At 43.2% G+C, this 15,679-nt stretch carries 14 protein-coding genes; 12 read left to right on the forward strand and 2 right to left on the reverse strand.

What is annotated here, in order from left to right; translation table 11 throughout:
* Positions 1-13 precede the first annotated feature (13 nt).
* Positions 14-172 carry a hypothetical protein gene (locus ACNQGS_RS00090; RefSeq protein WP_491485588.1) on the reverse strand — a complete coding sequence of 53 codons (159 nt, stop codon included), beginning with the start codon at positions 170-172 and terminating at the stop codon, positions 14-16.
* Positions 173-440: 268 nt separating this feature from the next.
* On the opposite strand from ACNQGS_RS00090, the gene lonB reads away from it, so the two are divergent.
* The 3 genes from lonB to yihA all read left to right on the forward strand — a co-directional run bounded on the left by lonB (position 441) and on the right by yihA (position 5,252).
* Positions 441-2,108 carry an ATP-dependent protease LonB gene (gene lonB, locus ACNQGS_RS00095; protein WP_423799245.1) on the forward strand — a complete coding sequence of 556 codons (1,668 nt, stop codon included), beginning with the start codon at positions 441-443 and terminating at the stop codon, positions 2,106-2,108.
* Positions 2,109-2,346: 238 nt separating this feature from the next.
* Positions 2,347-4,674 carry an endopeptidase La gene (gene lon, locus ACNQGS_RS00100; RefSeq protein WP_213144678.1) on the forward strand — a complete coding sequence of 776 codons (2,328 nt, stop codon included), beginning with the start codon at positions 2,347-2,349 and terminating at the stop codon, positions 4,672-4,674.
* Complete coding sequence (yihA, locus tag ACNQGS_RS00105) at positions 4,671-5,252, forward strand: ribosome biogenesis GTP-binding protein YihA/YsxC (protein WP_423799244.1); 582 nt, start codon at positions 4,671-4,673, stop codon at positions 5,250-5,252. The genes lon and yihA overlap by 4 nt, the downstream gene beginning before the upstream one ends.
* 38 nt (positions 5,253-5,290) lie before the next feature.
* On the opposite strand, the gene ACNQGS_RS00110 is transcribed toward yihA, so the two are convergent.
* A complete protein-coding gene (locus ACNQGS_RS00110; RefSeq protein ID WP_423799243.1) occupies positions 5,291-5,779 on the reverse strand; it encodes a LiaF transmembrane domain-containing protein in 489 nt (162 codons plus the stop codon).
* A 214-nt stretch (positions 5,780-5,993) separates the two neighbouring features.
* On the opposite strand from ACNQGS_RS00110, the gene hemA reads away from it, so the two are divergent.
* The 9 genes from hemA (at position 5,994) to ysxE (ending at position 15,669) form a co-directional block, all read left to right on the forward strand.
* Positions 5,994-7,331, forward strand: a complete 1,338-nt coding sequence (hemA, locus tag ACNQGS_RS00115; RefSeq protein WP_464491194.1) for a glutamyl-tRNA reductase — start codon at positions 5,994-5,996, stop codon at positions 7,329-7,331.
* A gap of 15 nt (positions 7,332-7,346) precedes the next feature.
* Positions 7,347-8,180 (forward strand): cytochrome c biogenesis protein, encoded by an 834-nt coding sequence (locus tag ACNQGS_RS00120; protein WP_491485589.1) that lies wholly within the window; start codon positions 7,347-7,349, stop codon positions 8,178-8,180.
* 14 nt (positions 8,181-8,194) lie between these two features.
* Positions 8,195-9,130: a hydroxymethylbilane synthase gene (hemC, locus tag ACNQGS_RS00125; RefSeq protein ID WP_491485590.1), complete on the forward strand. Its 936-nt coding sequence runs from the start codon at positions 8,195-8,197 to the stop codon at positions 9,128-9,130.
* Between the two features lie 17 nt (positions 9,131-9,147).
* Complete coding sequence (locus ACNQGS_RS00130; protein WP_491485591.1) at positions 9,148-9,906, forward strand: uroporphyrinogen-III synthase; 759 nt, start codon at positions 9,148-9,150, stop codon at positions 9,904-9,906.
* Between the two features lie 109 nt (positions 9,907-10,015).
* Positions 10,016-10,996 carry a porphobilinogen synthase gene (gene hemB / locus ACNQGS_RS00135; protein WP_491485592.1) on the forward strand — a complete coding sequence of 327 codons (981 nt, stop codon included), beginning with the start codon at positions 10,016-10,018 and terminating at the stop codon, positions 10,994-10,996.
* 24 nt (positions 10,997-11,020) lie between these two features.
* Positions 11,021-12,307 (forward strand): glutamate-1-semialdehyde 2,1-aminomutase, encoded by a 1,287-nt coding sequence (hemL, locus tag ACNQGS_RS00140; RefSeq protein WP_491485593.1) that lies wholly within the window; start codon positions 11,021-11,023, stop codon positions 12,305-12,307.
* A gap of 162 nt (positions 12,308-12,469) precedes the next feature.
* Positions 12,470-13,243 carry a hypothetical protein gene (locus ACNQGS_RS00145; RefSeq protein WP_491485594.1) on the forward strand — a complete coding sequence of 258 codons (774 nt, stop codon included), beginning with the start codon at positions 12,470-12,472 and terminating at the stop codon, positions 13,241-13,243.
* 146 nt (positions 13,244-13,389) lie between these two features.
* Positions 13,390-14,523, forward strand: a complete 1,134-nt coding sequence (spoVID, locus tag ACNQGS_RS00150; protein WP_491485595.1) for a stage VI sporulation protein D — start codon at positions 13,390-13,392, stop codon at positions 14,521-14,523.
* A 93-nt stretch (positions 14,524-14,616) separates the two neighbouring features.
* On the forward strand, positions 14,617-15,669 hold the full coding sequence (ysxE, locus tag ACNQGS_RS00155) for a spore coat protein YsxE (RefSeq protein WP_378584213.1): 1,053 nt from the start codon (positions 14,617-14,619) through the stop codon (positions 15,667-15,669).
* The last annotated feature ends 10 nt before the right edge of the window (positions 15,670-15,679 follow it).

The following is a 15,679-nucleotide window of genomic DNA, read 5'->3' on the forward strand; positions in this document are numbered from 1 at the left end:
TGAGGACCCGGACTTATTGGTTCGGGTTCTTTTTATTGGGGGTTAGTGTTACTGTCGGATAAACCGTTCTAACTGGCGTATAGGTGCTCGTAACTGTCGGATAAACCGTTCCAACTGGCGGACAACGTACTCCAACTGTCGCTATATGCGAAATACTCTCGGATAAGAGCATAATACTCTCTCATAACGATGAAATACTCTCGGATAATCGCGGATTACTCTCGGTTCATGAATTTACTCTCGGATACGTTCGAAATACTCTCGGATAAGAACAGAATACTCTCGCATACCCCCGATTTACTCGCGGGTAACTGGATTTTACTCACATCTTCATTTTTTCCTCCCCCTTCAGTTTTTTCAATTCATGGTTTATTCCGCCAGCCTGCAGGAAATACTTATTAATATCTACAGGAGTTAATTAGATACTGGAGGGAAACGAAATGAGTTGGACGGGGATCGCCTTATTTATACAATTGTTTTTTGGAATCATCATTGGTCTTTATTTTTGGAATTTGCTCAAGAATCAGCGCACGCAGAAGGTGTCAATTGACCGGGAGTCCCGGAAGGAAATGGAGCAGCTTCGCAAAATGAGATCTATTTCATTAACCGAACCGCTTTCTGAAAAAGTGCGTCCGACAAGCTTTCAGGATATTGTCGGTCAAGAGGATGGCATTAAATCTTTAAAAGCGGCCCTTTGTGGACCGAATCCACAGCATGTGATCATCTACGGACCGCCCGGTGTCGGTAAAACGGCGGCAGCAAGGCTCGTTCTCGAAGAAGCCAAAAAGAATGCAAAGTCACCATTTAAAAAAGATTCCGTTTTTATAGAATTAGATGCCACAACGGCCCGATTTGACGAAAGAGGAATTGCTGACCCGCTAATCGGATCCGTTCATGACCCAATTTATCAGGGAGCTGGTGCAATGGGTCAAGCGGGGATTCCGCAGCCAAAACAAGGGGCAGTCACTAATGCTCATGGCGGTGTCCTCTTTATTGATGAAATTGGCGAACTGCACCCGATTCAGATGAATAAGCTGCTCAAGGTACTCGAGGATCGCAAGGTATATTTGGAAAGTGCTTATTATCACGAGGAAAATACACAAATACCTACCCATATTCATGATATTTTTAAAAATGGACTTCCCGCCGATTTCCGCTTAATCGGGGCGACAACGCGGACACCAAGTGAAATTCCGCCCGCCATCCGGTCGCGCTGCATGGAAGTGTTCTTTCGCGATTTAAACCAAGAGGAAATTGTGAAAGTAGCACGAAAGGCTGCGGAAAAGGTTAATATGGAAATTAATGATACCGGTGTCCATACTCTTTCTACATATGCCAGAAATGGCCGGGAAACCGTCAACATGATTCAGATTGCGGCGGGGCTGGCCATAACCGAAGATCGGCAATATATTAAGGACGAAGATATTGAATGGGTAATTCATTCCAGTCAAATGACACCGCGCATGGAACGGATGATTAATGATGCTGCACAGGTTGGGCTGGTTAACGGCTTGGCTGTGTATGGACCGAATTCAGGAGCACTTCTCGAAATTGAAGTGACCGTTATTCCGGCAAAGGAGAAAGGATCCATTAACATTACCGGAATTGTCGAGGAAGAAAGCATTGGCGGACAAGGGAAATCAATCCGCCGTAAAAGTATGGCGCGCGGTTCGATTGAAAATGTCATCACCGTTCTCCGGTCGATGGGTGTTCCGGCGAATGATTATGATATTCATGTCAATTTCCCTGGGGGTGTGCCGATTGATGGTCCGTCCGCGGGTATCGCAATGGCGACAGGGATTTACTCCGCTATTTATAATATTCCAATTGACAACACGGTTGCGATGACAGGTGAAATCAGCATCCATGGAAACGTTAAGCCAATCGGAGGAGTCTATCCAAAGATAAAAGCGGCGAAAAAAGCAGGGGCGAAAACGGTCATTATTCCACAGGAAAATATTCAAACGATATTAAACGAAATAGACGGAATCCGAATTGTGCCTGTTACCCATCTGCACGAAGTTTTTGAGATTGCGTTTGTGAACGAATTTAAGAAAAATCATGCCGTGCCGGCTTCTATTGAGTTAACAAAAAAAGAATCGATCTAAATTTCCCACTTCGGTTTGTCCTTAAAAGCAAACCGAAGTTTTTATTTCGTATGCTGTAAATTACTTTTTCATAGCTTATATTGAAGTAATTTTTTTGGTTAGGGAGAAACTAACGTATATTGAAAAAAGCGCTGTCTATAAAAATAGACACGTTAATTCAAATAAGATAGAATTGTACAAAGACTTATTCTGCATTAGCAGTATAAATTCATGTTTTTGCATGTGGAGGTGCTGTATTTTGGCGAAAAAGAAAGAATTGATCGTCCCCCTCCTGCCGCTTCGGGGATTGCTCGTATATCCGACCATGGTTCTTCATTTAGATGTGGGCCGTGATAAATCGGTTCAGGCACTCGAAAAAGCGATGGTTGATGACCATATCATTTTTTTAACAACCCAAAAGGATGTTTCCATTGATGAGCCTGCCGAGGAGGATCTTTACCGATTTGGAACATTAACCAAAGTGAAGCAAATGTTAAAGCTTCCAAACGGTACGATTCGCGTTTTGGTGGAAGGGTTAAGCAGGGCAGAAATCGTAACATTTCACGATGAGGACGATCATTATGCTGTCAGTGTTGTAACCTATGAAGATTCTGACACTAAAGATGTTGAAGACCAGGCTCTAATGAGAACCATGTTGGAATATTTTGAACAATACATAAAATTATCGAAAAAAATCTCGGCGGAGACATTTGCTACTGTTGCCGATATTGAAGAACCCGGAAGAATGGCGGACATTATCGCTTCCCATTTGCCGATCAAGCTGAAGGAGAAACAAGAAATCCTTGAGACAATCGAGATAAAGCAAAGAATGAACCGGGTGATTGACCGAATTTTTAACGAAAAAGAAGTCCTCAATCTTGAAAAGAAAATCGGCCAGCGGGTTAAGCGGTCAATGGAAAGAACGCAAAAGGAATACTATTTGCGCGAACAGATGAAGGCAATCCAGAAGGAATTAGGGGATAAAGAAGGCAAGACTGGCGAAATCGCCGACCTCACCAAGAAAATCGAAGAAGCGGGAATGCCGGAGCACGTTTATAATGCGGCCATGAAGGAACTGGATCGTTATGAAAAAGTGCCGACAAGCTCCGCGGAAAGTGCGGTCATCCGCAATTATATTGAGTGGCTGATTTCCCTGCCATGGTCGAAAAAGACGGAAGACGATATTGATATTCGTCGAGCAGAAAAGATTCTAAATGAAGAACATTACGGGCTTGAAAAGGTAAAGGAGCGAGTACTCGAATATTTGGCTGTTCAGAAATTGACCAATTCCTTGAAAGGGCCGATTCTTTGTCTAGCTGGACCTCCGGGAGTAGGGAAAACAAGCCTTGCCAAATCGATTGCGACCTCACTTAATCGGAATTTTGTCCGTGTCTCGCTTGGAGGCGTCCGTGATGAATCCGAGATTCGCGGCCATCGCAGAACGTACGTTGGCGCGATGCCTGGACGGATTATTCAGGGAATGAAAAAAGCAGGAACGATTAACCCGGTTTTCTTGCTCGATGAAATTGATAAAATGTCTAGTGATTTCCGCGGCGATCCATCTGCTGCACTTTTAGAGGTATTGGACCCGGAGCAAAACCATAATTTCAGCGATCATTATATAGAAGAAACCTACGATTTATCGAAGGTCATGTTTATTGCTACCGCCAATAACCTTAGCACCATCCCAGGACCACTGTTAGACCGGATGGAAATTATTACCATTGCGGGCTATACGGAATTGGAAAAGGTTCATATTACAAGGGACCATTTGCTGCCAAAGCAAATTAAGGAAAATGGACTTTCCAAGAGTACCCTGCAGGTTCGTGACGATGCGATTTTAAAGGTCGTCCGTTACTACACTCGCGAAGCAGGAGTTAGAAGCCTGGAACGCCAGATGGCCACCATCTGCCGGAAAACAGCGAAAATTATTGTTTCTGGAGATAAGAAACGAGTTGTCATTACGGATAAAAATGTGGAAGAATTTTTAGGAAAACCAAGGTTCCGTTACGGCCAGGCTGAAGCAGAAGACCAGGTAGGAGTAGCGACCGGACTTGCTTACACAACTGTTGGCGGGGACACCTTGCAAATCGAAGTTTCGCTTGCACCTGGTAAAGGCAAGCTTGTTCTGACTGGTAAGCTTGGAGATGTCATGAAGGAATCTGCACAGGCTGCATTTAGTTATGTACGCTCTAAAGCAAAGGAACTTGGCATCGAAGAAGACTTTCACGAGAAACACGATATTCATATTCACGTACCGGAAGGAGCCGTTCCAAAAGACGGTCCATCTGCGGGAATCACCATCGCTACGGCTTTGGTATCGGCGCTGACCGGCAGACCAATCCGACGTGAAGTGGGGATGACAGGTGAAATCACCCTCCGCGGCAGAGTCCTCCCGATTGGCGGACTTAAAGAGAAAACGTTAAGTGCTCACCGCGCTGGGCTGACAAAAGTTATTTTACCGAAGGATAATGAAAAGGATATTGATGACATTCCGGAAAGCGTCCGCGGTGAATTGGAATTTGTCCCGGTTTCCCATGTCGATGAAGTATTGAAGCATGCCCTTCGTGAAGGAGAAGCACGATGAAGGTAACAAGTTCAGATATCGTCATTAGTGCGGTAAAGCCAGAGCAGTACCCTGACACGGATTTGCCAGAGTTTGCTCTGGCCGGCCGCTCGAATGTTGGAAAGTCTTCATTTATTAATAAAATGCTAAATCGTAAGGGACTGGCGAGAATTTCCTCCAAGCCCGGAAAAACACAGACACTTAACTTTTATCTGATAAATGAAATCCTGCATTTTGTAGATGTTCCCGGCTATGGCTACGCTAAGGTTTCAAAAACAGAGCGGGCCGCATGGGGAAGAATGATTGAAACCTATTTTACAACGCGTGAACAATTAAGGGCCGCTGTCCTGATTGTCGACCTAAGACATCCGCCGACCGAAGATGATGTGATGATGTATGATTTTTTAAAGCATTATGAAATCCCATGCATAGTCATTGCCACGAAAGCGGATAAAATTCCAAAGGGGAAATGGCAGAAGCATGCCAAGGTTACCCGCGAAACATTAGATCTTGACGAAAACGACCAGATTGTCATTTTCTCTTCTGAAACAGGTGAGGGTAAAGATAAAGCTTGGTCCATACTTGAGAGTTATATGTAGAAACATAAAACGCCCGGCGGGTTTATCACCGCAGGGCGTTATTTTTTCTTTTTAAAAAGGAAGTAAATACCAATGAGGATTAGAAGGACAGGCCAAAATTTCCAAACTAGACTCATCCCGTTCTGCAATAATCCGAAATACCCGGCAATCTTATCATAAAAAAGCAGCAATACAGCAACAATAAGAAAAAGGAAGGCTTGAAATAACCCTGATCCTGTTTTTTGAAAACGCAAGAAAAAGCCAATTGAAATGATCAGGATTAACATGCCAATCGTATTTTGCGGCCAGAATGAAACGTGGCCAACCAGATGAAAGTGAAGGCCGAACCCGGTCATAATGACTCCCGGAAGAACTGCTTCGGACTCATTGCCAGAAAAGCCTTGGCCTAAAAAGGCAATCCCGACAATGATCATAAGCGTAGGCCAGGTAAAAAATGCAGGGAACAAAGTCATTCCGATTTGCTGTAATAAAAAGTAAGCACCAAAACCGATTAAAATGATTCCAGGAAAAATTCTTTGACTTTTCATTAAAAAACACCACTTCCAGTAAGGTTCACTTGAAACTAGTCTGTTTTTTTGATACTGTACATAAGGAAGTATTCCTATTTAACCAACTTATTCATTTTTCTATATTAACATATAGTGTCGTTTTATGTTCACATTTTTCGTGTTCTGACGGAAAATGTTCATGATATAATCAGTCTAGTTATTACTGTAAACATATTGGGGGTGTCCAAAACAAATGCATATTCTAGCGATCGGTCTAAATTATAAAACTGCCCCTGTTGAAATCCGCGAGCGGTTAACTTTTAATGAAACTGATGTTATGGATGCCGTCAAAAAATTAAGCACAAAGAAAAGCATCCTGGAAAATGTTATTTTATCAACATGTAATCGGACCGAAATCTACGCGGTCGTTGATCAATTGCATACAGGCCGTTACTATATTAAGGAGTTTCTAGCTGATTGGTTCGGAATGGAACAGGCGGAGTTCTCTTCGTTTCTTTTTGTTTATGAAGATGATGGTGCAGTCGAGCATCTATTTAATGTAACCTGTGGGTTGAATTCCATGGTTTTAGGAGAAACACAAATCCTTGGACAGGTTCGCACAAGCTTTATGAATGCCCAAGAGCACGGGGCAACAGGTTCGGTCTTTAACCATTTGTTTAAGCAAGCCATTACTTTGGCAAAGCGTGCGCATTCTGAGACAGAAATCGGTGCTAACGCTGTATCTGTCAGCTATGCGGCGGTTGAACTGGCCAAGAAAATTTTTGGTTCTCTTGCCAATAAGCATGTATTGATATTTGGTGCCGGAAAAATGGGCGAATTGGCTGCTCAAAACCTGCACGGCAATGGTGTAAGAAAGGTTACAGTTATTAACCGGACCTATGAAAAAGCGAAGGATCTTGCCGGACGTTTCGACGGTGAAGCAAGAACCATCGATGAATTACAGAAATTGCTTGTCGAGGCCGATATTCTAATCAGCTCAACAGGTGCGAAGGATTTTGTCATTACAAAAGAGATGATGGCGGCGGTTGAGAAAAAGCGGAAAGGCAAGCCACTGTTTATGGTCGATATTGCCGTGCCGCGTGACTTGGACCCGCAAATAGCAGAACTTGAAAACGTCTTTTTATATGATATTGACGACCTAGAGGGAATTGTTGAGGCCAATCTTCAAGAGCGGAAGAAAGCAGCTGAAAAAATCATGCTGATGATTGAAAAGGAAGCGGTCGATTTCAAACAGTGGCTTGGCATGCTTGGTGTCATTCCGGTTATTTCAGCACTTCGGGAAAAAGCACTCGCTATTCAAGCTGAAACAATGGAAAGTATTGAACGGAAGCTTCCAAATTTATCTGACCGCGACAAAAAGGTCTTAAACAAGCATACAAAGAGCATTATTAACCAGCTTTTAAAAGATCCAATTTTACAGGCGAAGGAATTGGCGGCAAGACCGGATGCCGAACAGGCAATGGACTTATTCATGAAAATCTTTAATATCGAAGAGCTGGCAAAGGAACACCATTCAAAAACAGCCGAAACGAATAAATTAACGGTTGCAGAAGCACAGGCTTCTTTTTAAATGGGGGCCTCGGCTATGTATGATGTCTTGATGACGAGGCTGCACGAATTTACGGTTGTTCTTTATGCCTTCAGTGTTCTTTTATATTTTTTCGACTTTATTCATCATAACCGGAAGGCAAATCGGATTGCCTTCTGGTTACTTGCATTTGTATGGCTTTCGCAAACTGTATTTCTTTTTTTCTATATGATGAAAACAGGAAGGTTCCCTGTCTTAACTATCTTTGAGGGGCTCTATTTTTATGCCTGGGTATTAATAACATTGTCAATTGTTATAAATCATTTATTACGCGTTGACTTTATTGTGTTTTTCACTAATATCCTTGGCTTTACGGTCATGACGATTCATACGTTTGCACCTATGCAATACCATTCCCATGTCATGGCTAAACAGCTGATATCCGAGCTGCTATTAATTCATATTACAATGGCAATACTGTCATATGGGGCCTTTTCATTATCATTTGTTTTTTCAGTGTTGTACCTTCTTCAATATGATTTATTAAAAAGGAAGAAATGGGGTACAAGACTGATCCGTCTTGCCGATTTAGACAAACTTGAAAAATCATCTTACATATTAGCAATCATCGGCGTTCCAATGCTTCTGTTAAGCTTAATCTTGGGCTTGCAATGGGCGTTTCTGAAGCTTCCGGGAATGCCTTGGTATGACATTAAAATTGTTGGTTCCTTTATTTTACTCACAGCGTATAGCATTTATTTATATTTGCGGACAGTGAAAAATCTCTCAGGAAAGAAATTGGCGATATGGAATGCCGGTTCTTTTCTAATAGTATTAATTAACTTTTTCTTATTTGGGCAACTATCATCATTCCATCTATGGTACTCGTAAATTAGGAGGCAGTCATGAGAAAAATTATCGTAGGATCCAGACGCAGCAAGTTAGCTTTAACACAAACCAATTGGGTGATTGACCAGCTGAAAAAAATTGACCCCCGCTTTGAATTCGAGGTCAAGGAAATCGTCACCAAAGGTGATAAAATTCTAGACGTTACCCTTTCCAAGGTCGGCGGTAAAGGTCTTTTTGTAAAAGAAATTGAGCAGGCGATGCTTGATAAAGAGATTGATATGGCCGTCCACAGCATGAAGGATATGCCGGCTGTATTGCCTGAAGGGCTAACGATCGGCTGTATTCCGTTCCGGGAAGACCATCGCGATGCGCTGATTTCCAGGGACCATGTGAAATTAGCTGATTTAAAACCAGGTGCGATTATCGGAACAAGCAGTCTGCGCCGCAGTGCCCAGCTTTTGGCGAAACGCCCTGATTTAGAGATTAAATGGATCCGCGGCAATGTTGATACTAGATTGGCGAAATTGAAGGAAGAAGAGTACGACGCCATCATTTTGGCGGCAGCAGGCTTATCCCGCCTTGGCTGGGCGTCTGATGTCGTCACTGAGTTCTTGGATGCTGATATCTGCATTCCTGCGGTTGGTCAGGGAGCTCTATCTATCGAGTGCCGTGAAGATGACCGTGAACTTCATGAACTGTTTGAAAAATTCACTTGTAAGAAAACTGAAAGAGCAGTTCGGGCAGAGCGTGCCTTCCTGCAAAAAATGGAGGGTGGCTGTCAGGTGCCGATTGCCGGCTTCGCGCGTGTCGAGGATAACGAAGAAATTGTCCTAAATGTGCTTGTAGGTTCTCCAGAAGGCCAGGAAATTTTTAAAGAAGAAGTACGCGGGCAAAATCCGGAAGAACTCGGGATTAAGGCGGCAGACCTTTTGATTGAAAAAGGAGCGAAGGATCTGATTGACAGGGTAAAGCGGGAGCTGGAGGGTCAATGAGCCCCTCCCTGCCTTTATTGAATAAAAAGGTACTTGTTCCGCGCGGGGAAGGCCAGGCGAAATCATTTTCTGAGCTTGTTGAGAGATACGGTGGGATTCCCATTGAAATTCCGCTGATTGCCTTCCGCCCGATTGAAAAAAACCAGCGCCTTCAGGAAATCCTAAAGGTGCTGGATACATATGACTGGATTATATTTACGAGCAGTGTCACGGTGGAGACGTTTTTTTCGTTTGTTGATCGTGTTGGGGCGGAATTCCCAAGGGTTGCGGTTATCGGCAAAAAAACTGAAAAAGTACTTAAGGAAAGAGGCATACGGGTAGATTTTGTTCCCTCTGTCTACGTGGCTGAAGAGTTTGTTGAGGAATTTTTGCCTCATGTTGAGCGTGGCTGCCGGGTTTTGCTGCCAAAGGGAAACCTTGCCCGTGAATACATCGCAACTGGTTTACGAAAGGCCGGGGCCGTGGTGGACGAGCTGATTATTTATGAAAACTACATGCCTGAGGAAAGCCGAGAGAAACTTGCAAAGATGCTTTCCGAGCGGGAGCTGAGCATTTTAACCTTTACGAGCCCATCGACGGTGGACCACCTGATGGACGTGGTTGGGGAGTATGGGCTGGCCGACCATCTGAATGGGTGTATCATCGCCTGCATCGGACCAGTTACCGAGAAAAGGCTGCTCGAATACGGGCTGCCGATTCATGCCTCTCCGGAGGAGTATACGGTGGATGAGATGGTTAAGAGCGTGATTGCCTTTTTGGAAAAGATTGATGGCTGATCCGCAAGTTGGGGCTGGCTATCGCAAGTAGGGAAGGGTTATCCGCAAGTTGAGAGGGCAATCCGCAAGTTACATATTAAAATAGCTAAATTTAATGGAGGTATACACAATGGAACTTCAATTTTCACGTCATCGTCGTTTACGTTCAAGCGCCAGCATGCGTGCGCTCGTTAGGGAAAATCATTTGAAAGCGGACGATTTCATCTATCCGCTGTTTATTTATGAAGGAGAAAACATCCGCAATGAGGTATCTTCTATGCCGGGAGTATTCCAAGTATCGATGGATCACCTCCACGCTGAGATGGAAGATATCGTTGCTCACGGTATCAAAGCCGTTCTATTATTTGGTATTCCAGAAACAAAGGATGAGTGCGGCACAGGAGCGTTCCATGACCATGGTATTGTTCAAGTTGCCACTCGCTATATTAAGGAACATTTCCCCGAAGTTTTAGTTGTTGCGGATACCTGCTTATGTGAATATACAAGCCACGGTCACTGCGGCGTCGTTGAAGGCGAAAAAATCCTTAACGACCAATCATTAGACCTGCTTGTAAAAACAGCTATAGCTCAAGCCCAAGCTGGCGCTGATATTATTGCACCGTCAAACATGATGGATGGATTTGTGGCTGCCATCCGCGCAGGATTGGATGAAGCTGGATTTACTGAAATCCCTGTCATGTCTTATGCGGTTAAATATGCATCTGCATTCTACGGACCATTCCGCGAGGCTGCTGAGGGTGCACCGCAATTCGGTGACCGCAAGACCTATCAAATGGACCCTGCGAACCGTATGGAAGCCTTTCGTGAAGCAGAATCAGATGTTGCTGAAGGGGCAGACTTCTTAATAGTGAAGCCAGGCATGCCATACCTTGATATTGTTCGTGATATTAAAAACAACTTTAATTTGCCGGTCGTTGTTTACAACGTCAGCGGTGAATACGCAATGATTAAAGCCGCAGCGCAAAATGGCTGGGTAGACGAGAAAAAGACCGTTCTTGAAATGTTAATCGGTATGAAGCGCGCTGGTGCTGATTTAATCATTACCTACCATGCAAAAGATGCGATTCGCTGGTTGAAGGAAGACGAATAATATTTTTTGAAACGAGGGAAAAGAATGCGTTCCTATACAAAATCGATTGAAGCATTTAAAGAAGCCCAAACATTGATGCCCGGCGGTGTAAACAGTCCGGTTCGTGCCTTTAAATCCGTCAACATGGACCCAATTTTCATGGAACGGGGCAAAGGTTCGAAAATTTATGATATCGACGGTAATGAATATATTGATTACGTTCTTTCATGGGGACCGCTTATCCTCGGACATTCCAATGATCAAGTAGTTGAAGCGTTGAAAAAAACTGCCGAGTCAGGAACAAGCTTTGGAGCGCCGACTCTATTGGAAAACAAACTGGCCAAGCTTGTGCAAGAACGCGTGCCTTCCATTGAGATTATCAGGATGGTCAACTCCGGAACAGAAGCAACGATGAGTGCCTTACGGTTAGCACGTGGGTATACAGGACGTAATAAGATTTTAAAATTCGAGGGCTGTTATCACGGCCATGGTGATTCATTATTAATTAAAGCTGGATCGGGAGTTGCCACACTTGGCTTGCCTGACAGCCCAGGTGTACCTGAAGGTGTTGCTTCCAACACAATCACAGTACAATACAATGACCTTGAAGGGGTAAAATACGCCTTTGAACAATTTGGCGATGATATTGCTTGTATCATTGTTGAACCAGTTGCAGGCAACATGGGACTTGTTCCACCACTGCCAGGGTTCTTGCAAGGACTACGTGATATTACCACCGAATACGGGGCGCTGTTAATTTTTGATGAAGTTATGACTGGTTTCCGTGTCGGCTACAATTGTGCTCAAGGATACTTCGGTATCACTCCGGACTTGACCTGTTTAGGAAAAGTAATCGGCGGCGGTCTTCCTGTCGGCGCTTACGGTGGCCGTGCAGATATTATGGAGCGTATTGCACCAAGCGGCCCGATTTATCAGGCGGGTACATTATCCGGAAATCCGCTTGCCATGACAGCGGGCTATGAAACCTTAAGCCAGTTGACACCAGAGCACTACAATGAGTTTATCCGCAAGGGAGATATCCTAGAAAAAGGTATTAAGGCTGCTGGGGAAAAATATGGAGTTCCAGTTACCTTTAACCGTGCTGGTTCGATGATTGGTTTCTTCTTCACGAATGAAGAGGTCATCAATTATGAAACAGCCAAATCATCCAATTTGGATTTCTTTGCCGAATACTACCGCCAAATGGCCGACCAAGGCGTATTCCTGCCGCCATCTCAGTTTGAGGGATTATTCCTATCAACTGAGCATTCGGATGAGGATATTGAAAAGACGGTTAAGGCTGTTGAGGTTGCTTTTTCGAAGCTTAAATAAAATTTGTACCTATAAGAAGGCAGTGGATTAAATTTAAAATTAGTCCACTGCCTTTTTGTGGTAAAATATGTAACAATAAATTATTTTTTTCTAAAAGAATTTCATTGGTCTTACAAAAAGTCTTTAATCAAATCGTCGTAGAAAAAGTCGTAGGAGAAGCGGGTGCAAAAAATGATAGAATACTATATTGACGGTTCAACCAAGGAACACACCATCGGAGTAGGAATCGTAAGGGTAAACGAATTTGGCTTCATAGAAAAACACCATTTTAAAACTGAGCATATCAATCCTACCTCAAATATAGCAGAAGGCTATGCATTAGAAAAAACAATTGAATTAATAAAAGAAAACGACATCCATAAACAAGAAATCATAAACATCTACACCGATAGTCTAAAAATATTTCAAACACTGATGTACAACGAAAACACCGAGTTTACTAGAGGTAATTTTTTTGTCAAACAAGAGTCTAATAGCTACCTTCAGCATTTAAGAAGCCTGTACATAGCATTGGTATCGAGAAACGCCCAGTATCCTTTATATTACTGCGACAAAACAAAAGCGCCCCGGCCCCTTATTAAAATATTTTTTAAAGACCAAGCAGTAGATAAAAAATATTTACAGGAGGCCCACTCATTAAGCAGGACTTATATTAAGGAAGAACCCGTCCCGATTAAGGTAGAATTTAAAGCGGTGAAAGAGAATACCAAGTGGGTCATAGTAAAGAACAATAAGGATGTTGTCGCGGAAAATAAACGGCCAATAATTGCCCTTTCGGACGCTCTAAAAAAGACCGATGCACACACAAAGCAAATCAAATTGTGCCCACAATTAGAAACTATTTTAAAAAATACAATGAAAAACAAGTTATCTAATGACTCCATGAAATCAGCCATTAAAACAATCGAAGATTATAAATCTTTGATAAACCATTAGAACAATCCAGCTCTCCCATTAGGGGAGTTTATTTTTTTGCCTCTTTTCTGCACAATCCAGCTTTTTTATTCATAAATAAAAATTTACCCTCATAAAGTGTAAGTGACATAGTGATTTTGCATTAGGAAACGAAAGGAGGAGTCGCTTTGTCTCAGGAGAATCAATCGTACCTAAGATTTTCTGTGGAGGAGTCCCTGTGGTTTAGAAAAGGACAGGAAGTCGAAGAGCTTATTTCCATTTCCTTAGACCCGGATATTACCATCCAGGAAAACGATCAGTACGTCACCATACGCGGTTCGCTGGAGCTTTCCGGCGAATATAAATGCTACAAGGACCAAGAGGAAGGAAATGAAGAGGGTGCTGTCTCACAGAAGTTTGTAGAACGGGTGGCCGAGCGTGAGGAGGGAGTAGCTGAATTTTCACATCGATTCCCGGTTGATATCACGATTCCTAACAATCGAATTCAAAGTGTGTATGATATTGATGTCCTTGTGGAAACGTTTGATTATTCCATGCCTGAGCGCAGCTGCTTAAAGCTGTCAGCAGAGTTGACCATCAGCGGCCTCTATGGAAATGAGCAGCAACAGCAACAGCAGCAGGAGGAAGAGCCTGAACTTGAACTCCTGTACCGAGCAGGAGCCGAGGAAGAGGAGGAAGAATACGAATTCCCTCAACCAACAGCACAAAGCCCGTATCAAAACAATTTCTTATTCCAGACGGAAGCACGTAAACCTCAGGAGGAAGAACAGGGCACAGATGCATTTCCAAAGTTCCCAAACTTTAATTATCAACCTCAGGAACAAACTCAGGAGCAGCAGGAATATCGGCCGCCTTGGCAGTACCAGGAGTATAATGCCGAAGCAAATGAACCTGCATGGCGTTATCAGGAGAGAAAAGAAGAAAAACAGCCTGTAGAGGTTGAAGTTCAGTTTGAGGAAGAGATCATTGTGGAGGAATCCCCAGCAGTAGTCGTGGAATATGAAGAGGAAAGCTCGTCATCTTCATCGTCATCTGAAGAGGAGCCAAAGCAAAAGAAGAAGCTGTTTGGTGCCAAGAAGAAATCGATGACCCTGACAGAATTCTTTGCCCGAAAGGACGAAGGTTCTTCGCAAACAAGGTTAAAGGTTTGTATTGTTCAAAGAGGGGATACGGTAGAAAGTTTATCTAAACGTTATGATGTTTCTGTTCAAAATCTCCTTCGTGTTAACAATCTGGAATTGAGCCAGGATGTTTATGAAGGTCAAGTATTATATGTTCCGGCAGCCTTTGCCAAAAAATAACCAGACCTTAGAAGGTGAGCGGGTTCGAACGGGGCCTGCTCTGCTTTCTTTTTATGCCCTTTTGCTTTTCTAAATGAAAGAGAGTGAATTCTCATGAATGACTCGAATAGGCTGGAGACCCTTACGCCGATTTTGGAGAACTACCAGGTAGAGCCGTATTTTGTAGAGGATTTTGGCGGCATTCAAAAAATTTATTCTAACAAAGGTACCTTTGCCCTGAAAAAAATTCCCCCAGCCTTAGGGACAGATTTCATTCGGCATGTCCATTATCTCTATCAAAAAGGCTTTAACCGGATTGTTCCTATATATCCCACAATGGACGGCAGATATGCGGTATTGCATGATAATAATCTTTATTATCTCATGCCTTGGATGGCAAACGATCAAAGAGAAGACCACCAGTACAAAAGCCAGCAGCTTTTTCGCGAATTGGCTCGGCTTCATACCCTTTCCGCAAAGGAAATCGAAGTAAACAAGGAGGAGAGGGCCGAGCATTACGAAAAAACCTTGCAGCTGCTTGATAAAAATCAAGAATTTCTTGATGGCTACATTGATGTTTGCGAAAAGAAAACCTATATGTCACCATTCGAACTGCTGTTTTGCCTATACTACAATGAAATCAGCCAGGCGCTCCGGTTTTCAAAATCAAAATTTGAAGAATGGTATGAGAGCACAAAGGAAAATGAGAAAGCCCGAATGGTGGTTGTCCATGGGAAGCTTTCATCCGATCATTTTCTTTATGATGAACGGGGATACGGCTTTTTTATTAATTTTGAAAATGCTCGTTACGGCTCACCAATCCATGACCTGCTCCCATATGTGTCAAGGACTTTAAACACAAGTCCGAAACGAAACGATGATGTGATTGGTTTGGTTTATCATTATTTTAAATACTTTCCGTTTAAGCCGGAGGAAAAATTATTATTCAACAGCTACTTGGCCTACCCAATACCCATCATCCAAATGGCAGAAAAGTATTATCGGAAGCCTCGTCCGAAAAATGAGTTAAAATATGTCCGCCAGCTGCAGCATCGCTATTGGCATTTAAAAAATACCGAATATATTGTGATGCGGATGACGGAAATCGAGAACCAACAAAAAGCAGCCCAAGAGGCAGCCCAGCAGGCAAAAGAAGGAGCCCAATAGCAGGATTCAT

It is taken from the genome of Neobacillus sp. PVCKKU3, assembly GCF_058323225.1.